The organism is Spirosoma aerophilum (genome assembly GCF_054782495.1).
Genome location: NZ_BAAGSJ010000036.1, coordinates 1 through 20,207, shown reverse-complemented (window position 1 = coordinate 20,207; position 20,207 = coordinate 1). Strand labels below are relative to the sequence as shown.

The 20,207-nt window shown below is 50.4% G+C and carries 21 protein-coding genes; 3 read left to right on the top strand and 18 right to left on the bottom strand.

Annotation, left to right across the window (positions count from 1 at the left end; all coding sequences use genetic code 11):
* Positions 1-296: 296 nt before the first annotated feature.
* Positions 297-1,322, top strand: a complete 1,026-nt coding sequence (locus ACYVK4_RS28060) for a LacI family DNA-binding transcriptional regulator (RefSeq protein WP_461130895.1) — start codon at positions 297-299, stop codon at positions 1,320-1,322.
* Positions 1,323-1,377: 55 nt separating this feature from the next.
* Here the strand turns inward: ACYVK4_RS28060 and ACYVK4_RS28055 are convergent, their stop codons facing one another.
* The 18 genes from ACYVK4_RS28055 to lysM form a co-directional block, all read right to left on the bottom strand.
* On the bottom strand, positions 1,378-2,937 hold the full coding sequence (locus ACYVK4_RS28055) for an ABC transporter permease/substrate-binding protein (protein WP_461130894.1): 1,560 nt from the start codon (positions 2,935-2,937) through the stop codon (positions 1,378-1,380).
* Positions 2,930-3,664, bottom strand: coding sequence for an ABC transporter ATP-binding protein (locus tag ACYVK4_RS28050; RefSeq protein WP_461130893.1), 735 nt, complete (start codon positions 3,662-3,664; stop codon positions 2,930-2,932). The genes ACYVK4_RS28055 and ACYVK4_RS28050 overlap by 8 nt, the downstream gene beginning before the upstream one ends.
* Before the next feature lie 83 nt (positions 3,665-3,747).
* The gene (locus ACYVK4_RS28045; RefSeq protein WP_461130892.1) at positions 3,748-3,870 is read right to left on the bottom strand and encodes a hypothetical protein; all 123 of its coding nucleotides are present in this window, start codon (positions 3,868-3,870) and stop codon (positions 3,748-3,750) included.
* A 55-nt stretch (positions 3,871-3,925) separates the two neighbouring features.
* Complete coding sequence (locus ACYVK4_RS28040) at positions 3,926-4,420, bottom strand: DUF6932 family protein (RefSeq protein ID WP_461130891.1); 495 nt, start codon at positions 4,418-4,420, stop codon at positions 3,926-3,928.
* 104 nt (positions 4,421-4,524) lie between these two features.
* A complete protein-coding gene (locus ACYVK4_RS28035) occupies positions 4,525-4,806 on the bottom strand; it encodes a DUF427 domain-containing protein (protein ID WP_461130890.1) in 282 nt (93 codons plus the stop codon).
* Between the two features lie 48 nt (positions 4,807-4,854).
* Complete coding sequence (locus ACYVK4_RS28030) at positions 4,855-6,783, bottom strand: CocE/NonD family hydrolase (protein ID WP_461130889.1); 1,929 nt, start codon at positions 6,781-6,783, stop codon at positions 4,855-4,857.
* A 262-nt stretch (positions 6,784-7,045) separates the two neighbouring features.
* Entirely contained in the window at positions 7,046-7,618 is a 573-nt protein-coding gene (locus ACYVK4_RS28025) for a zeta toxin family protein (RefSeq protein ID WP_461130888.1), read from the bottom strand.
* Positions 7,619-7,622: 4 nt separating this feature from the next.
* On the bottom strand, positions 7,623-7,823 hold the full coding sequence (locus tag ACYVK4_RS28020) for a helix-turn-helix transcriptional regulator (RefSeq protein ID WP_461130887.1): 201 nt from the start codon (positions 7,821-7,823) through the stop codon (positions 7,623-7,625).
* A complete protein-coding gene (locus ACYVK4_RS28015) occupies positions 7,820-8,293 on the bottom strand; it encodes a hypothetical protein (protein WP_461130886.1) in 474 nt (157 codons plus the stop codon). Before ACYVK4_RS28015 ends, ACYVK4_RS28020 begins: the two co-directional genes overlap by 4 nt.
* 278 nt (positions 8,294-8,571) lie before the next feature.
* Positions 8,572-8,898 carry an L-rhamnose mutarotase gene (locus ACYVK4_RS28010; protein ID WP_461130885.1) on the bottom strand — a complete coding sequence of 109 codons (327 nt, stop codon included), beginning with the start codon at positions 8,896-8,898 and terminating at the stop codon, positions 8,572-8,574.
* Positions 8,899-8,902: 4 nt separating this feature from the next.
* On the bottom strand, positions 8,903-10,294 hold the full coding sequence (gene fucP, locus ACYVK4_RS28005) for an L-fucose:H+ symporter permease (protein WP_461130884.1): 1,392 nt from the start codon (positions 10,292-10,294) through the stop codon (positions 8,903-8,905).
* 33 nt (positions 10,295-10,327) lie between these two features.
* A complete protein-coding gene (locus ACYVK4_RS28000) occupies positions 10,328-11,113 on the bottom strand; it encodes an L-fucose dehydrogenase (RefSeq protein WP_461130883.1) in 786 nt (261 codons plus the stop codon).
* Between the two features lie 101 nt (positions 11,114-11,214).
* Complete coding sequence (locus tag ACYVK4_RS27995; RefSeq protein ID WP_461130882.1) at positions 11,215-12,201, bottom strand: type I phosphomannose isomerase catalytic subunit; 987 nt, start codon at positions 12,199-12,201, stop codon at positions 11,215-11,217.
* A gap of 27 nt (positions 12,202-12,228) precedes the next feature.
* On the bottom strand, positions 12,229-13,581 hold the full coding sequence (locus ACYVK4_RS27990; RefSeq protein ID WP_461130881.1) for an alpha-L-fucosidase: 1,353 nt from the start codon (positions 13,579-13,581) through the stop codon (positions 12,229-12,231).
* A gap of 37 nt (positions 13,582-13,618) precedes the next feature.
* A complete protein-coding gene (locus tag ACYVK4_RS27985; protein ID WP_461130880.1) occupies positions 13,619-14,707 on the bottom strand; it encodes a M20 family metallo-hydrolase in 1,089 nt (362 codons plus the stop codon).
* 136 nt (positions 14,708-14,843) lie between these two features.
* Positions 14,844-15,728, bottom strand: coding sequence for a S1 family peptidase (locus ACYVK4_RS27980; RefSeq protein WP_461130879.1), 885 nt, complete (start codon positions 15,726-15,728; stop codon positions 14,844-14,846).
* 380 nt (positions 15,729-16,108) lie between these two features.
* On the bottom strand, positions 16,109-17,005 hold the full coding sequence (locus ACYVK4_RS27975) for a DUF937 domain-containing protein (protein ID WP_461130878.1): 897 nt from the start codon (positions 17,003-17,005) through the stop codon (positions 16,109-16,111).
* Positions 17,006-17,167: 162 nt separating this feature from the next.
* Entirely contained in the window at positions 17,168-17,635 is a 468-nt protein-coding gene (gene lysM, locus ACYVK4_RS27970) for a peptidoglycan-binding protein LysM (RefSeq protein WP_461130877.1), read from the bottom strand.
* 223 nt (positions 17,636-17,858) lie between these two features.
* On the opposite strand from lysM, the gene ACYVK4_RS27965 reads away from it, so the two are divergent.
* Both ACYVK4_RS27965 and ACYVK4_RS27960 read left to right on the top strand, forming a co-directional pair.
* Positions 17,859-19,205, top strand: a complete 1,347-nt coding sequence (locus ACYVK4_RS27965; RefSeq protein ID WP_461130876.1) for an SGNH/GDSL hydrolase family protein — start codon at positions 17,859-17,861, stop codon at positions 19,203-19,205.
* A complete protein-coding gene (locus ACYVK4_RS27960; protein ID WP_461130875.1) occupies positions 19,168-20,007 on the top strand; it encodes an outer membrane beta-barrel protein in 840 nt (279 codons plus the stop codon). Before ACYVK4_RS27965 ends, ACYVK4_RS27960 begins: the two co-directional genes overlap by 38 nt.
* Positions 20,008-20,207: the final 200 nt, after the last annotated feature.

The window sequence follows — 20,207 nt, the reverse complement described above, 5'->3', positions numbered from 1 at the left end:
TCTATACGAATAGTACAATATTTGTTCAGGCTACGAACGAATGTGTTTTTACGCTCCGCTAGTAGTTTATCCTTTATGGAAATACACCGATCCTAAAACCAGTACCTACCTTCTAATTCAACACCTGAACAAGTGCAAATTTTAAGCTATAAAATACAATTCAACCGAATTAAAAAGTTAAAATATTTATGGGAGCGTTCCCATTTTTTGGGAACGCTCCCATAAATCAAAAAAAACATCAATTTTGCCAGGAGTCCTTTTTCTTGGTTAATTACAACTTTAAATTCACGGTATTCATGAAGCGCCACCAGGTCACGATTATTGATATTGCACGGCAGTTGAACATTTCAAAATCGACTGTTTCGCGGGCGCTTACCGGGCATCCGAGTGTGCGTAATGAGACCAGGGAAGCCGTTTTGCAACTAGCCCAGCAGATGGACTACCAGCGTAATATGCTGGCAATCAACCTCTCATCAAATCAGAGTAAGACAATTGGCATTATCGTCCCGGAGTTTGTTACGTCTTTTTTTCCCATCGTCATTATGGGGGCGCAGGAAGTAGCGGCTCAGGCAGGCTACTCAGTGCTGATCAGCCAGTCGAATGAAACTTACGAAACAGAAGTAGCCAACGCCAACGTGATGCTGGCCAACCGGGTCGATGGGGTGCTGATCTCCATGACCAGGGAGACGAAAAATTTCGATCATTTCGAGGTGTTCAAGCGCAAGGGCATTCCGATGGTTTTCTTTAACCGGGTCTGTCATGAGATAGAGGTTCCCAAAGTGGTCGTTGATGACTATGAAGGGGCTTTCAAAGCAACGGAACACCTGATTCTGTCGGGGAAGCAACGCATAGCTCATCTGGCCGGTCCGCCCAGCCTGTATATTAGCCGGAAGCGTCTGGAAGGCTATAAAGATGCCCTGCGTAAACACAATCGCCCGATCATCAATGACTTGGTCATCAGCTATGATCTGAATCTGGAGAAGGTCAAGATTTATGTGAAATACCTGCTGGATCTTCCTCAACCGCCTGATGCTCTCTTTGCCGTCAATGACCCTACTGCTCTGGAAGCCCTGAAAGTGATCAAGGAACATGGCCTTGTCATTCCGGAGCAAATGGCCGTTGTTGGCTTCAGTAACGACTATGGATCGGCGCTGATTGAGCCTGGCCTGACCACAATGGCCCAACCCACCCGTGAGATCGGCCAGGTTTCTGCCCAGCTCCTTCTCGATCAGATCAACACAGAGTCTTCGACATGGAAGCCCATCACGCGCGTGTTGAAAACAGAGCTTATTATTCGGGGATCAAGCCAGCGTGTCCCTTGAGATGAAGGATATATTTTACGATTTGGGCTTATAACTCAGGCCTTTCGTACAAGGGCTAATCCCTTTTCAAATAGCTTACCAGATCGTCGATGGAGCGAATACCATCTGTTTTCGCCTGATCCCGTCGCATCATCAGGCAGTAGCTGTTGCTGAACCCAAGTGGCTTCAGCCAGTCGAGTTGGTATTTCTGCTGAAATTGTTCACGGCAAAACCGGTACACCGAATCGGACTGCATCGTTAGTCTTTGCAGTCGGTCTGCCGAAGGCTGCAGTACGACCAGCAGGCCTGTACCGGTATATTCGGGGTAGAAATCAATAGCCCCCGTTCGCAGGGCGTCGAAGCAGATCTGGGTGCCGCCTAACCCTGTTTTCGTCACGACACGCAAACGGGTTTGTCCTTCGATCAATTGCCGGTAAATCTCAGCCAGAATGTACTGTTCGGTGAATACTTTGGAGCCCATGACCACAGTTTCGGGTCGGTCGCCGGGGGTTGGGACTTTATATAAACCTACTTGTTTCAAAAAATCCCGGGCCACTTTCTCGGGCGACTCTTTCTTATAGTCAGCTTGATAATTCAGCGCGGTCATAACCGAATCGGTCAGCTTTCCGGCCAGCAAATTCAGCGTTGGACCGAGATCGGAGTAGCGTTTGAGCGTGGCTTGCCGAACCACCGGAGCGGCATCGTAAGGGGGGAAAGCATGTTTATTGTCGTCCAGCACCAGCAGATTAAACGCTTTGATGCGGCCATCGGTGGAATAGCCGCTAATGATGTCGACCTGCTCCCGGCGAATGGCCTCGTACATTAGATTCTGGTCGATGAGCCGGGGGCGAAGTTGAAGGCCGTACGTTTTCTGCAAACCCGGATAGCCGTCGGCACGGCCGTAAAACTCGTGCGCAAAACCAGCTACCAGCTTATCCTGGCGACCCGGCAACAGGTAAAATGCCGACAAAAACGGCACCAGAATGATGAACGTTAATGCCCCGACCCTCAGCTTTTTGGCGGACAGGTTTTGTAGACGAGCCAGCCCAAGATCAAAACCAACCGCCAGCAAAGCCGCCGGGATCGCTCCGGCCAGCATCATGTTGACGTTACTAAGGGCTATCCCGCTGAAGATAAACTCACCCAGCCCACCAGCCGCGACATAAGCCGCCAGCGTGGCCACGCCGACATTAATGACCGTGGCCGTTCGAACGCCGGCAAAGATGACCGGCAGCGCCAATGGTAATTCGACCTTCGTCAGAACCTGATTGTTTGTCATGCCCACGCCCATAGCCGCTTCTTTCACAAGCGGACTAACTTCGGTAATGCCGACATAGGTATTTCGAATAATGGGCAGGAGTGCATACAAAAACAAAGCAACCAACGCCGGCCCAACACCAATGCCCAACAAGGGAATCAGAAAGCCCAACAGCGCCACGCTTGGCACGGTCTGCAACACACCCGCAACGCCCAAAACACTGCTCGCCAGGCGTTGCCGACGTGAAATGAGGATACCCAGCGGTACGCCGATCAGCAAGGCCAGCAGCAGCGATACAAACGTCAGCCCGATATGCGTTAGCGTCTGCTCCAGTAACTTATCGGCATGTTCACGGATGAACAGGAAAAAATCAGCCATTCAGTCGGTGGGGTTTATCATCCAGAAAATCGCGAACGAAATCGGTGGCCGGGTTCGTCAGCAATTCATCGGGTGGGCCGATCTGCACGATGCGCCCTTTGTCCATCAGCGCAATACGGTCGGCCAGTTCGAGAGCTTCGCTCACATCGTGTGTGACCAGCACGACGGTTGTTTCGCGCAGTTCATTCAGCCCGAACAACTCCCGCCGAACGTGCTTTCGGGTGAATGGGTCAAGGGCGCCAAAGGGTTCGTCCATAAGCACCACCGGTGGATTAACGGCCAGCGCGCGCGCCAGTCCAACCCGCTGGCGCTGCCCGCCACTTAGTTCGGCGGGGTAGCGGTTCAGCAGCGTATGGACCAGTTGAAGTTTATCCATTAGCTCACGAGTGCGCTCCAGGATACGGGCTGGCTCCCAGGCGAGTAAGTTGGGCACCGTGGCAATGGCATCGGCAACGGTATAGTGCGGAAACAGGCCCCCATCCTGAATCACGTACCCGATCCGACGGCGCAGGTCAGGGCCCGCCTGCTGCCGCACATCGACCCCGTCGACCGTAATAGAACCCGATGTGGGCTCAATCAATCGATTGATCATCTTGAGGGTTGTGGTTTTCCCACAGCCACTTGTGCCGAGCAACACGAGTGTTTCCCCCTGCCCAACCGACAGCGACACCTCGTCAACGGCCGTGTGAGAATTAAAGCGTTTGGTCAGCTTCTGAACGTCGATCATTGTATGACAAAACCAACCAGGCTATTCTCTTCATAAGTCCAACTGTTTTCGGCTTTTAAATTTCTCACCACTAAAACCAGACGTTATTTGCGAAGTAGTTTTTTCTTCCTGTGCTCCAGACTTTGAAGGGTAAATTCATTCACTGCAGATGGATTTTGCTGCTGCTGCTGACGGGCCTGTTCGATGAGTTGATCCGTAAGGCGCACACGTTCTAAAGCTAAATCTGTAAGGCGCTTCTGTATGTCTCGTAGATGCATAGGGCTAGCCAAATAAAATTTCTAAGTTAATAATTCCTTTAGCACGTCCATTCCTATCTGTGCCAAATTGCTGTTGCCAATAATTTGTTAACTCAGTGGTTCTATCAGAATTATCAGTAAGCAGAAAGTAAGCGTCAACGCCATAGCGAGCTGACGCATTACCAGCAAACAACGGTTCAAACTGACTCTTGTGCTGCTCAAACAAACTATCGTTATCAAAAACATTCAGTAAATCCACATCGTTCGGATTCAATCTTTGTGTAGTAAAACTACCGTTTAGCCAAACTCGCCAGGTCCCTTTGTAGCTAAGGTCAGTTAATAACATACCCACATCGCCCAGATATTCAAGTAAGCCAGTGAAAATTGTCTGTCGAGTCGTTGACTGAACGAAATCAGCCACGAATCTCTTTTCAAAATCAACTAAATCGTCGACTGATATAAACGTATAAGGTGCGAGATTACCATGCTTGTCAAACCAATAGTCAACGTGCTTAGCCATTATATGCAAATACAGACAATTATGTATATTTTCCCGAACTCACAAGAACACCTCGTTGACTGCCGTGTGGGTATCAAAGCGTTTAGTTAGCTTTTGAACGTCGATCATTCGACTACCTGTACGCCTTTCCAGAAGGCCACCCGGTTTTGGATGTTGCTGGCCGCGGGTTTCGGTTCGGGGTAATACCAGGCCGCATCGGGGTTGGTTTTCCCATCGACGGTTAAGGTATAGTACGAGGCAAGCCCCTTCCACGGACAGGTTGTATGCGTCGAACTGTCGACCAGGAATTTTGCCTTAACTGAGTCTTTCGGAAAATAATGGTTGTTTTCAACGACAACCGTATCGTTGCTTTCGGCGATTGTTTCGCCATTCCAGATAGCTTTCATAGGAGTAAGGATTTGTGATAGAACCGCCTGTCTGACGGTTCTGTTTTTTTATTTAAGCACCTGAATTTCAATTACTGAATTATCATATACCCGGTGTGTCGCTTTCTGAAAATCAGCGGCATCGGCTTTGTAGATGTTGTCCACGTACTTCTGTGGATTCCGGTCGATCAGCGGGAACCACGTGCTTTGCACCTGAATCATGACCCGATGGCCTTTTTTGAAGGTGTGCAACACGTCCTGTAGCCGGAAATTCACATCGGTCACTTCGCCGGGTTTAAAGGGTTCAGGTTTTTCGAACGAATTGCGGAACCGTCCGCGCATCACCTCCGAACGAACCATCTGCTGGTAGTTACCCAGCGTAATATTCTTGTTCGGCATATAGGGATGATTCGGCTCATCGGGTGGATATACGTCGATCAATTTCACCACCCAGTCGGCGTCGGTGCCGGTGGTGCTCACTTTGAGTTTGGCCATAATCTCGCCCCCCAGCGTCATGTCTTCAGTCAGCACCTCGGTCTGAAACGTGAGTACATCCGGCCGACGACCCGCAAACCGCTGATCTTCGGACATGTAGTTGAACGGCGTGAAGCCCTGCGTAGTTGTAATGTCCTCCGTGTACGGCACGGGCTTCATGGGGTCGCTGATGAATACAGAAAATCGGTTATTGCCAACTTCCATCGTCCGGTTGGTGGCCAGTACGCCATCCGACATAAGGAAGAACTGTTTTTTGGGTGCATCGGCAACGGGCCATTTATCAAATGTTTTCCACTCGTTGCGCCCCGTATTGAACAGATACGCTTCGGGAAGGCCCGTTTTGCCATCGCCCGCGCCTTTGAGGAAGTGCGTAAAGAATTTCGCTTCTATATTCCGCTGGTAAAAGGTCGCGACGCTATCGCCGAAGTAGACGTTGCTGTGCAGCGTATGCCCCGTTTCGCGCGACCAGCGGCCATGCCCGAACGGCCCCATCACCAGCGTATTATACGCGTTGGGGGTGCTCTTCTCAATTGTTTTGTAGATATTCAGCGGGCCGTACAAATCTTCGGCATCGAACCAGCCACCAACGGTCATCACCGCCGGACGGATGTTTTTGAGGTGTGGCAGAAGGCCGCGTTTCTGCCAGAACTCGTCGTAGTTGGGGTGGTTGACCGTTTCCTGCCAGTAAAAATTATCCTTGTAGTATTTATCCGCATTCTTCAGCGGGCCCAGGTCGTACTGCCACTGGAATCCGTCGTTGGAGCCCGTTTTAATCATCTGGTCGTTGTACCACGCCTTCGTGGTTGGCTCGGCATGCTGCACCCCAAACACCGGGAACGTGAACAGATAGGCCTGAATGAACGCGCCGTTATGGTGGAAATCATCAAAGAAGAAGTCAGCAATCGGAGCCTGTGGCGAAGCGGCTTTCAGGGCCGGGTGCGCGTTGGGTAAGGATGCCGCCGTGTAAAAACCGGGATAGCTGATGCCCCACTGCCCTACCCGACCGTTGTTATTCGGTACGTTTTTGAGCAGCCATTCGATGGTGTCGTAGGTATCCGAACTCTCGTCAATGGCCGTGGTACTAACCGGTGCGATCGTCTTTTTTTTGCCTTTCGGCGCAGCCGCCGGTTGCTGATCCGTAACGGTAGGCGTCATGTTCGTCCAGGTACCTTCCGACGCCCATCGGCCCCGAACATCCTGATACACGAAGATGAATTTGTCGCGCATGAGCGTACCCGACGGGCCAACCTGTGCGGGATAGGCATCGGCGCCGTAAGGGGCGACGCTGTAGCAGGTCCGCTGCATCATGAACGGGTACTTCGCTGTCGCCGACGCATCTTTGGGGACATACACTGCCGTGTGCAGTTTCGTCCCATCGCGCATTGGGATTTTGTACTCGAATTTCTGATAGTTATCCCGAACGAAGTTGCCCGTTGATGTCAGCTGTGCGTATGCGGGAAGGGTTAACGCGATGGAAAGCAGGGCGTAGAGCCAGTATTTCATAAAGTTAGACCGGTATTGATGGAGTTGATGGTTGTAAAGATAGCGATTGCACAACATTGGCGACCAACAAAAAACGCCTGACTGAGGCAGGCGTTTCGAACAGATTTAGACAACGATTTTCTATAAGTCTCGGGCTCGGACGTGGACAATTTTACCATCACGTTCGATGACGAGGGTTCGGTCGTCACGTTTCGCCTTTTCGATTATTTTTTTTATAGCCAATTGCGCCCCTTTAACCAGTTTATCTGTGTCGGTTATCGTGTTAGTTTGTTCCATGTCCTCTGAGCCAAAGCCAAATTTCTTCATTATTAACGATACAATCAAGTCTATGCCCCTGTGCTACCAATTGCAACTCTGCCAGTGAATTATCAACCACAATCCAGCTATCGAATAGTGGCAAATAAAGGTCATTCAGGTTCTTTAAGCTACGGACATATCGACGTTCAATAACATCAGGAGGAATATTGTGCCCACCCTGTTCAACTCTTGATTTGACTCGTTCTTTAGCCAACTCGACCGAATGCAAACATGAGTAAATCAGTGTAAGCTCGTAACCAAGACGTTTTGCCCGCTTAATTAATTGAACATAAGAGCGTGTTGACAGCGTGGTTTCAATGGCGAAATCGACCTGTTTATCAAGAAGAAAATCAATCCGGTTCAACATGATTCGGCCAGCTTCGAACGCCACCCCTTCAACATTGAAAGGAGACAAGCCTCTCGCTATTTCGTCAGCGTTCACAAATTCTTGACAGTCCACTACGTCAGGCAGTAGCGTATAAGCTACGGATGTCTTACCAGCGCCATTGCAACCAGCAAGAATATACAGATTCGGCATCGTATCAATCGGTCTCTTCGAGCGTAAAGATATGCTCTACGGCCTTGCTAAACACTTGGGCAATTTTCAATGCCAGGATCGTTGAGGGAACGTAGCGGCCCGTTTCAATCGAGTTGATCGTTTGCCGACTCACGCCAATACGATCCGCCAGATCCGCCTGCGACAGATTATGTTCCGCCCGCTCTACTTTCAGTCGGTTTTTCATAAAGCGAGTAAAGTGTGGCTATTCCGGTAAATGAGCCACCGAAAGCGAAATATGAAGACCAGCAACACAGTGAACATGTTATAGACCATGACATTAAAAAATGCCATGTCGTACACGGTTAGAATCGCGATGGCCAGAATAGCATAATTCGCGTAAACACTCCACTGTAAGGCTTCAAGCCGTAATTGTCCAATCATTTCGTCTTCTACTTTCTCTCGCGAGAAGGCGATAAATAACAGACCTACGATGATGCCGATAGACGCTATTTCATCGGTTAGATCCTGGTTCTCTGTAAAGTGCGCAATCGCGTTACCAGAACTTACCGTTAGAGACTCACTTAGCCAGTTAGCGCTTAGCCCGTTAATCTTAAAATCAGCGTATAAAGCGGCCAGACCAAGAACCAAAGAAGGAACAAAAATCAACCAGCCGATGAGCCGGAAACGATGGGGAAAAAGCCACTTTGTTTTCATGGTTATGTAAAGTTAAGTTGACACATCAAACGTAAAGTAAGTTTTTCATAATGTCAAATAAACTTTACAATTGAATGCTAAAAAAAATCACCGAACCTTGGATAAGACCCGGTGATTCATTGGCTTGCTGGCGCGGGTATTTACCCGTGCCTGTAATTTCGTCAGCATTCGCTGACGCATTAGATGCACTAATAGATCCCAGCGTCAGTAAATACTGACGAAATAGTAGGCACGGGTGAATACCCGCGCCAGTATGCCATGCGCCAGCTTCCCCAAGCTCACAACTTAAAAATACGATCCATCAGCACCCATTTCTCACCGGGTTTCGACGTGGGTATGGGTTGCTGATAGCTCCACATCAGCGTCTCCCATTTCTGTACAATGGGACTGGCGGCATCGGCAGCTGCTTTGGCTTCGAACGAGAACGTCTCGTCCGTTTCCATGATCATGAACAGCCGGTTGCCCGTGCGGTATAGCTGCATATCTGTAATGCCAGCCTCCCGGATACTGGCCTCAATGTCGGGCCATATCCGTTTGTGATGCTGGTCGTATTCGGCAATCAGGGCCGGGTCGTCTTTGAGGTCGAGAGCAAAGCAGTAACGCATCAGTTTAGGGAGCAATTTCGGGGGCGATGGTTGGTGCGTGCAGATCGGACATTGTGATCTTGTAGCCACGTGTGGCGTAATACAGAATATAGGCGAAGCACACCAGCGGGACGATCAAGGCATAAACTGCCCCTTTGGCAAATAAGGCCCCGGCCACGAGCGGCAGCAACGCGCCACCCACAATGCTCATGATGACCAGCGATGATGCAATTTTCGACTCGACACCCAGCCCTTTGGTAGACAGCGCGAAAATGGTCGGAAACTGAATCGACTGGAAGAAATAGGTAAAACTGAGCGCAATGACGGCCGTCAATCCACCCGTTGCCATCGCCAGAACCACCATCGCCAGGGCCCCGGCGGCATAGATCGCCAGTACCGTGTTCGGCTTGATACGGGTCATGAGCGAGGTACCCACAAAGCGACCGAGCATGAACAGCACCAGCGCAAACGACGCGTGAAAACCGGCAATCTGCGTCGGCGACATATCCGTTGGCGAACCCGTTACCGAGTTGATGATATTCATGTAGCCTTCGGCCAGCGCCCAGTGGCCCTCTCTGGAGAAATCGAGTTTTAAATCCACGAAATACCCCCAGAGGGTAGCCTGTGCACCAACGTTCAGAAACTGGGCAATAATGCCCATTGTCAGATGCCGGTGCCGAAACAAGCTGGTAATGGGAATATTACCGGCTGCCTGTTCTTCCTCCTCACCCACTTCGGGCATTTTGGTGATGAAAAACAGTACCGTCATCAGCGCAATGATGGTGCCGATCACCAGATAAGGCCCCTGCACAGATAAGGCTTCCTGCACCCGAATGGCCTGAGCTTCAACGGGCGCCATCGCCTTCAGCATCTCGGGGGTGTATTCGGTTTTTGAGAAGATGAACAGCGCACCGATGATGGGGCCCAGAATGATACTGATGCCGTTGAACGACTGCGAAAAATTGAGTCGCCACTCGGCTTTGGCCGGATCGCCAAGTACCGTCACGTAGAGGTTGGCGGCCGTTTCCAGGAAGGCAATCCCACAGGCCATGGTGAACAGGGCCAGCAGGAAAAAACTGTACACCCGCACTTCGGCCGCCGGGTAGAACAGGAACGCACCACCTCCATACAGCAATAAACCCAGCAGAATACCGCGCTTATAGCCAAACTTCCGCATCACATATCCGGCCGGTAAGGCCATAAAAAAATAGCCCAGGTAAAAAGCAAAATCAACAATACCGGCCTGAAAACGGTCAAGATCCAGCGCGATCTGGAATTGTTTGATGAGCGATCCGTTGAGGCTGTTGGCCAGTCCCCACAGAAAAAAGAGACTCGTGACGAGGGCGAAGGCAATGCCGTAGTTCCCGGCCGAACCGGACTTGATTTTTGGCGACGTAGTCGAAGCAGGTAAAGGCATTTTTCAGGATTTAGGAGAAGTAAAAGAATAGTATTAATCCGTAATAGACCGGTCCAGATGCGTATAGCCGCCATCGACATGGATAAGCTGACCCGTGGTATGGCTCGATTTATCGGACAACAGGAAAGCGACGGCGTTACCCAGTTCTTCGGGAGTGGTCATGCGGTGTTCGAGGGGAATTTTGGAAACGATCTGCTTCAATTTTTCTTCCGGGTTGGGCAGGGTTTTAATCCACTTGGCGTACAGGGGTGTCCAGCTTTCGGCCACCACGACGCAATTGACCCGGATGCTGTACGGCAACAATTCAACCGCCCATTCGCGCGTCAGCGCGTTGCGACCGCCGTTAGACGCGGCATAGGCCGAGGTGTTCCCCTGACCCGTTTCGGCCACTTTCGAGCCAATGTTGACAATGGCTCCTTTCGAGGCTTTGAGGGCGGGCAGGGCATGGTGCGCCATCAGGTAATAGTGCACCAGATTCTTGTGCAGCGAAGCGATGAAGCCATCATACGACCCGTTCTCTAACCCGACTCCATCATTCACGCCAGCATTGTTCACCAACCCATCAATACGGCCGAACTGGGCCATCGTTTGCTCTACGGCCCGCTTACAGTCATCAGGCAAAGTCAATTCGGCAACGAACTGGTGCGCCTGTCCGCCCGCTGCCCGAATGGCATCGACCGTTTGCTGGTTGTCGTCCTGGTTACGCCCAATGATAACCGGAATAGCCCCTTCGGCAGCCAGCACCATCGAAATACCTTCACCAATGCCTTTGGCACCACCCGTAACAATAATGACTTTATCCTGTAAGTTTAAATTCATGTTTCGAAAAGTTAACAACACCGGAAAATAGCAACGACGAAATGAGAAAGACAAATAATTGCCTTTTCTCCTTTCGTCGCCAAATTCAACGCTATAAAATTCTACAGTCCGGGGACATACGTCTCCAGAACAGTCATATCTCCATCGGGAACGAGCGTTACATTGTTGATTGATGCCGGAATCAGGGCGCATTGGCCCATTTTAAGCGCTACACTATAGCCACCCGCGGCTTCGATGGTGAGAGCACCGGCTACACAGATCAGAATCACAAACGAGTCGATGTGCGTATAATCATGCTCAACTTCTTCGTTGAAGTTCAAGATGTTCGTGACAAAGTAATCGCTCGTAACGGCGTTCACGCTCTCGTTTATTTTCCTGTCATACTGCGTTTTGTACTCGTCGTAATGGTGATAATTGATCGCATCTACGGCGAGTTCGGTATGCAGTTCGCGCTTTTGGCCGGTGGTGGCATCCACCCGGTCGAAGTCGTAAATCCGGTAGGTCGTATCGGAGGTTTGCTGAATTTCGGCGAGCAACAGCCCTCTCCCGATGTAGTGAACGCGGCCAGCGGGCAGGAAAAATACATCACCGGGTTCGGCCGGTTCAATATTCAGCAACTCCTGAATGGTATTGTCGGCAACGGCCTTCACGTATTCCTCTTTGGTAAGCTCCCGATTGAAACCGGAGTTGAGCTTAGCCCCCTCGTCGGCCTGCATGATGTACCACATCTCGGTTTTGCCGAAGCCACTTTTGCGTTCTGCCGCCAGCTTATCGTCGGGATGGACCTGAATGGAGAGGTCGTCATTAGCGTCGATAAATTTTACCAGTAAGGGAAAGCGATTGCCGTATCTGTTGTACACGTGCTCCCCAACCAATTCGCCCTTATACTGCTCTACCAATTCGTGAAGGGATTTACCCTGCAAGCTACCTTCTTTAACGACCGACAGGTTGCCCTCAACGTCTGACACCTCCCAGGTTTCGCCACAGTTGGGCAAGGGAGAGAAGTCTTTGCCCAGAATGGTGTTGATCTTCTGACCACCCCAGATCTTGTCTTTGAAAATGGTCTCAAACGTAAGCGGATACAGCATATAGTTTCTAATTATTAAGAGAGTTTGTTATTCTCTGGAAGACGCTTTGAACACTCCGACCTCGGCGAGTTGAACCGGCCCGTTGGCGTTCGTAATAAACAGGCGCAGCCTGGAAGATGTTATGGCCGGAAAGCGCAAAAGCCGCTTATAACCTACCGTTGTGAACGTTTGCAGGGGTTTCCAGTTGCTGCCATCCCAATATTCGACGCGGCCAGTCGCCACCCGCTGACCGTTGGCAATGTTTTCCTGAATCGATATCCGGTCGAATGATTTCTCCCCGCCAAGGTCAATCGTCAATGGCTGATTGGCAGTTAGAGTGGTGAATGTCGTTAGTTTCTTATCGGTAAGCGACGGTTGTTTGACGACCAGATTCTGGCGGAAGGTTTCGTCCAGAATACGCCGAAATTCCTTTAAGCTGGCTATGTCCGGCTCAGAAAACAACCCTTCCCGATTGGGGGGCACATTAAGCAGCAACAGGCTATTCCGACCAACGGATTGGTAATACAAATCCACCAGATTCTTACCAGATCGCACTTTTGTGTCTTCGGCAGGGTGGTAAAACCAGCCCGGGCGAATAGACACGTCGGTTTCGGCGGGCACCCATTGTTTGCCCGTAGCATCGCCCCGGTTCAGGTATTTCTCGTCCGCCTTGCCGGGAGCCAGCCCATCGGTATTGATCGTCGACCAGCAGGTCTCGCCCGCGTTGCCCGACTCGTTACCCACCCAGCGCACATCGGGACCGGCATCGGAAAACATCACCGCGTTGGGCTGTAACTCACGAACCAAAGCCCAGTATCCGGCAAAATCGTAGGTCATATCTTTGGCATTCTCACCTTTGGCCCCATCGAACCATACTTCCGAAACAGGGCCATAGTTGGTTAGCAACTCGCGAAGCTGACTCTTGTAGTAGTCATTGTACGAAGCCGTGCCATAGCGAGGTTCGTGGCGATCCCAGGGGGAAAGATAAACGCCGAACTTAAGGCCAAACTCACGACAGGCGTCGGCTACTTCTTTTACGACATCACCTTTGCCGTTTTTCCAGGGGCTGCTCTTCACCGAATGATCGGTCATTTTAGAAGGCCATAAACAAAAGCCATCGTGGTGTTTGGCGGTAATGATCGCCATTTTGAAACCGGCCTCCTTCAATGCCTTGATCCATTGCCGGGCGTCGAGTTTGGTGGGGTTGAAGATGGCCGGACTTTCGGTGCCGTCGCCCCACTCCTTGTCCGTAAAGGTGTTAACTGTAAAGTGCAGAAAAGCCGTTGTTTCCAGCGGCTGCCAGGCAAGTTGGCGTGGCGTGGGTTTAGGCACCGGTTGAGAGTAACTTAGCAACGAACCTAACAAACTGGCGATGACCAGGCAGTTACGGAAGATAGGCATTATGACAGTAGGTTTAGGGTGGTGTATTGGGTGAAAGTTAGCGAACAACCTGCTCCAGCATCTGAATATAGCCGTTTACGCCCTCCCCTATCTCATGCAGATAAATAAACTCGTCGGCGGAGTGAGAGCGGGCCGAATGCCCCGGGCCACACTTAAGCGACGGACAGTTCAACACAGCCTGATCCGATGTCGTTGGCGACCCGTAAGTATGCCGTCCCAGCGCTAGACCTGCCTGCACAATAGGGTGATCGGCGGGAATCGACGACGGCTTGAGCCGGATTGAGCGCGGCTTCACCTCCGATTGAATATTGGCCTGAATGGTGTCAATAACCTCTTCAAGCGTATACTGCTCCGTTACGCGCACATCAATCGTGAATGTGCAGGTATCCGGCACCACATTGTGCTGGGTTCCCGCATGGATGATCGTTACCGACAATTTTATTGGCCCCAGCGTGGGCGATATCTTTGAAAATTGATAACTGGTCAGCCAGTTAATGTCTTTGAGGGCTTTATAAATGGCATTATCACCCTCGTCGCGGGCGGCATGACCACTGACACCTTTGGCCGTGCAATCCAGCACCAGTAATCCTTTTTCGGCAATGGCCAGCTGCATTTCGGTTGGCTCGCCCACAATGGCGAAACTAATGGGGGGTAATTCGGGTAAGAGGAGTTCGAGGCCATCACGTCCCGATATTTCCTCCTCGGCCGTGGCAGCCATTACGATGTTATAAGCCATATCGGGCCGGTCATAGAAATAGGCGAAAGTGGCCAGTAACGAGACCAGACAGCCCCCGGCATCGTTGCTGCCCAGACCGAAGAGTTTCCCATCGCGCTCCAGCGGAGCAAACGGGTCGAGCGTCCAGGATTTATTCGGTTTCACCGTATCGTGGTGTGAGTTCAGCAACAACGTGGGTTTGGCCGAGTCGAAGAACTGATTTTGAGCCCATACGTTGTTTTTCAGGCGTTTATACGGAATTTGTTTTTGTTGAAAAAACGCTTCGATAATTGTGGCAGTCTGCTCCTCCTCCCGGCTGTATGACGGTGTGGAAATCAGTCGTTTGAGCAAGACGAGGGCTTCGTCGGCAAGTGTCATTTGCCGTGTTGACAGGGCAGTGAGTTGTGACATAAAAAAAGCGTTGGCCGCTCAAAGATACAGCCAACGCGATAAAGTCTTTCGTTTACCGATCTATTGTAAATGGGCAATCTGCCTTACCTGTACAGATGGATGGAGGACCGGTGAATCATGTTGACAGAGCTGACGGCTACCCTTCATAGAACTTCACGTTTTTTTCCCGAAGAAACGCTTTGATAATGTCGACGTGAACACACTGGCCGACATTCAGAAACGGATAATTGGAGACCCGACTTTTACGGCCGTTTACCAGCACTTCCTGATCTTCAATATCAAACCCTAAGTGTAAATGGCGGGTAGCGGACTGCATGCCGTAGATAAGTCCGGTTGTATCGAACAAAGGGCCGCCACTCTGGCCCCGCAAACCGGGTGTACTGAGCTCAATGCCTGTAATCATGTTCGTATCGCCCGATAGCCGCGTAACGATACCATCAATCGGGAAGCTGGGCGAAACAACCCGACCGGTCGTTGTCCATTCAATATCGTCGTTGGCAGGATTGTACCGAAAATTGGTAAACTCCGGAAAAGGATACCCCAACCGGCATAAACTTCGACCCGGCTTTATCCGGCTGGTATCGCCCAGAAACACGGCATGGGAACGATACAGCAGCCGATTATACCCTTCAAACCGCAACAGGGCCAGGTCCTGAGTGGGATGATGGTCGATGGTCAGCTTCTCAAACTGATCAACGCAACTGATAAAGTTGTTGCGCACCCGAATGATGGTATCGGCCGTCAGTTTAAATTTTACCTCTAGCTGGCTGATAAGCTGAGCGGCATTTTTCTCCCGCAGGGCTTCCCGTCGGGCACCCTGAAACTCCCGATAATTATGGTAGATACCATCGCTTTGCCGAATCAGCTCGGCAACATGCTTACAGGTAATGGCACAACCTTCTTCGTTGATAAAAAAGAGGGTGGCTGATCCCGGCACAATTTCATTATGGCCATACAACCGAACAATGGAATGCATGGGCTGGGTGAAGAGATTAACGCGTTCAATGGCGTCAACAAACATAAATAAGCGATAAAGTAAGTGAACCGACCAGGCGGCAAGTGAGGCTGCAAGTTAATGAATCCCGACGCATGAATAGATCGAAATCACAAACGGTCGAATTAGGATACACTTATTTTTTATTCACTCCGGCCATCACTCATAGGCACGAGTGCTAGCCGGAATGAATAAAAGAAGCCCCTTATAAGGCCTTTGCCTACAAAAGCCACGCCACTTCTATTATCGGATCAATAAGCTTACTTTTAGGGAACACCCCCACCTCGGCCGGTACAAAGGCGCTCCGGTCTTCGCTTGATTAATAAGTCAATAACGGGCGGCTTCGCCCAAGTTGGTAAGCAACTGACACTTGTGTTGCCCGTGTCAGCTACTTACCAACTTAAAGACTATTTCTTACGAATTCCCATTGGGCCGGGAGCTGTCGAATCATTCGTTTGCCCATTGGACTCCCGAACGCTTTCTTTTGTAGCAGCCGATGTATCTTCAACAGCGTTGGGTTCGGCTCGGGTGGTAGAGTCGGTACTGACACCATCAATACCATTTTGATTCTGACTACATTTCTGAATAAGCAACGCTAAAACCAGGACGGCAATAGCGATCATGGCCCAGCGCAGCCACCGCACGTTTTCGTGCCGTCGGTCACCTTCAGGACTTTTGGGAATGTTTGGATTGACGACCGTTCCGCTGAAGTTATCGGTACCCTGTACCTCTGTTTGTGGGCCTGCCGGAGTAACGAGTTCATCAAATTCAAGCAGACTGCCAATGCCATCGAGGCCGGTTGGCAGGGCTTTCCGAAACTCGGTTGCCTGCCCAAGCAGAAGCGTCTTCAGGCTTTCGGCAGTCAGGCCTTTTTCCTGCTCCTGACGCCCCAGCACCCCCATCAATACCGAACCTGCCAGCCCAAGAATTGTGGCGGCCGATTGCGTTTTTGTACCGCTGTATAAACTCAGGAGTTCGACGGTGCGGGATGCTTTATCACCAAAAATATGATCGAGGAAACCGGCATCAGCGGATGTAGCCTCCTGTATGGACTGGCGGTTGCGGAGGGCCTGACTCACGTCTAAAGGCGTATTACCATAATCGCCTTTATCCAGGAAATTTACAATTGCCGACGCGCCACCAGAGGCTTGTACCCGTCGGGTTAATCCGCCAAGCAAGATTGGCAGCGAGCCGTTGACGGCTTTCAGAGTATTTGCTGACGATTCATTCAGCGCATCGCTAAGCTGGTCGACTACCGCGGGCGTAAACTGTTCTTTCAGATAGGCTAATAAATGAACGGCCATGAGTTTTTCATTGAGTTGAGATCAATAAAACTTACCAATAGCCTGAATGTTCTATTTTAAGTCAGCAAGTGGTAAGTTATAAAGTAGTAAGTGGCTGACGCAGGACTTGAGTGTCGCGCCAGCCACTTACTACTTTATAACTTACCACTTGCTAACTTTTAACTACAGCTGTGGAATCCGCAGTACCTGATCGGGATAGATCAGATCGGGATCTTTCAGCATGGGTTTATTGGCTTCGAAGATGATGCCGTATTTCATTGGGTCACCGTACACTTCTTTGGCAATTTTGGACAGCGAGTCACCAGACTTCACGGTGTAGAATTTCCCTTCCGGAGTGGGCTCGTCAACCACCAGTTGATTATCCACAGCCGATACACCTTCAACGTTACCCACGGCGAGCGCGATTTTCTCCGCATCTTCCTGCGATTTCACCGAGCCAGAGATCGTAACGGTATCGCCTTTCGTTTTAACGGTTAAGCTGTTATACGCTAATCCAAGTTGCTTAACGTGATCGAGTAATGCCTGAGCGCGAACGGGCTCAACCGCTTCGGCTTGTGCAGGTGCAGGTGCAACCTGATCCTTGTGAAAAATTTTCTCACCTACGCCTTTAAAAAATGATAAGAGACCCATTGGTTTAGTATGGTTTTAATGAAACATGTAACGAATGGCTGGCAATTACGCTAACTCACTCGTGACAAACAACAGGCAGCGTTTATGCTTTGTTTAAATTAAATAAACCTTATATGATATATATTAAATTAATCTCAAACCAATTTGCATACAAAAAGGAGCTATTTTTGCGTTTCTTTTTCACAAGTTTATCTTAGTTTTTTACAATCAACAACCTATACGAATGCTATTTAAAAACAGGCTCCGGTGGGGGCTCGTGCTCACTACGTTTGTTGCTATAAACGCCTGCACCAATAATGATATTGACCCCAATGCAGGCAACAACGTTGCGCCAACGAAAGGCACGGCCGACTTCGCAAAATACGTAGCTGTAGGCAATTCATTAACAGCAGGCTACGCCGATGGCGGGCTTTATCGAGACAGTCAGCTTAACTCCTACCCCAGCATTCTGGCAGGTCAGTTTGCTACCGTTGGCGGTGGTAGTTTTGTACAGCCGTTATTTACGGAAGCTCAGGCCGCCGGGGCAGGTTACTTAAAACTTACCAAAGTACCCGATGCCGCCAATCCAATCTCGCTGATTACGTCAATCACGCAGGTAGCACCCGGTGCCGCACGAGGTGGCAACACAGCGGGCGGCTCTCCGCTGCTGACCAAGTTTACCGATGCTAATCAAAACTTAGGTGTGCCGGGCATTCGGGTATCCGACATCCTGACCGTTGGCTATGGTTCCGTACAGGGTAATCAATATTTTGAGCGCCTGGTCGCGAACCCGGCCACGACCTATTTCCAATACATGAGCGATAACCTGAACGGAGCCACTTTCTTCTCCTGCTGGTTAGGAAACAACGATGCCCTTGGGTATGCCACAACGGGAGGAGCCACCCCACTGACGCCAACCGCTCTGTTCACAACGAACTTTACGGCAGCCATGAACAAGCTGACGGAAGGCGGCCGGAAAGGCGTTGTTATCGGCATTCCAAATATTACGACGGCACCCTATTACACCACCGTAACGATTCCGCTTGTGTTGGCCAGTATCAATGCCCTCCTGAATCCGACAACACCTGTTACGGCGCTGGTTATTCAGACAGCCAACGGCATCCGGGCCACACAGGCCGGCGATCTGCTGATGCTTGCCAGTGCTACGGACTACGCGACTATTGGCAGCACATCTGCCGGTACTAAAGTGGGCCCTTATGGCTTGAGCCCTACAAACCCCCTTCCCGACAGACTTGTGCTGGACGCTGGTGAGGTAACGCAGTTGAACGCCAGTATCAATACGTACAATGGTATCATGAAAGCCCAGGCCGATGCTAAAGGGGTAGCTTATGTTGACCCAAATACGGTGCTGAGCCAGGTGGCTGCATCGGGTGGATTAACGCAGAATGGCATTACTTATACGTCCAGTTTCATTCAGGGTGGCGTCTTTAGTCTCGACGGAATTCACCTTACCCCTGCGGGTTATGCGCTGATGGCGAACGAAATCATTAAAGCAATCAATGCAAAATACACGGCAACCATCCCAACGGTCAATGTGGCGAACTATCGTCGTGTACTTCTACAGCAATAATTACGCAGACATGAAATTAAGTCAATTATCAATAGTTGCCCTGCTTGTTGTCAGCATGTCAGCAGCGGTTGCTCAAACCCGTCCGTTCGAGTTTGGCATTAAGGGAGGAGCTACCTTTACACACGGCTTCACGAAGGTGCCAGCCCAAACGATAGGTAGTGTTCAGGTCCCTAATCTGGAGAATAAAAACAACGGTATTGGCTACGGCTATTCCGGGGGCTTGTGGGCTCGTAAAAATTTCAACAGCTTTTTCATTCAGGCCGAAGTAACCTACAATCGCTTCGTACTAAAGCAGAAAACAAACGTTACTCTGGATGTTAATGCCAATCAAACGCTGGCCAACGCCCTGCCGGTAAGTGTACAGCCGGGTTTACTGAATGCCACTCTGAATGCCACGTCAGAATCGGTGCTGGAAGCAGTGGATGTGCCGATTTTATTCGGTAAACGCTGGATGGACGGTAAGTTACGCGGCTACGTTGGCCCTAATTTTATCTTCGTGCAAAAAGCCGAGCTAAATCGGACCACAGCGGGTATTATTAATGCAAACTCGGCAGTCGGCTTTCCCCAAACGGATATTCCATCGTCGAGCGCCAGCACAAATCTGCTTAATAAATATACCGCGCAGAATCTGGAAGTGAAAGATTTCACTTACGCGCTGGAGTTAGGCGTTGGGTACTCACCCGTACCTTTTCTGGATGTTGATGTGCGATATGCGGTACCTGTGGGTGGGGTCTATAAAGATTCAAACATTACCGGGTTCCTGGGTATTGCCACCCTCTCGCTGGGCTTTAAGGTTTTTTAAGCAGGCGTATACGCGAACTAAAATGGATAGCCGCCGGGAAGCTTTGTCATGTCACAAAGCTTCCCGGCGGCTATCCATTTTAGTATTAATTAACGTGAATAATGGCTAAATGCAGGTTAGCATTCGTTTAACTGAAGATCAGAATCCAGGCTAGATCAAAAAGATTTAACCACAGAGACGGTCCGCCGTGCGGCACAAAG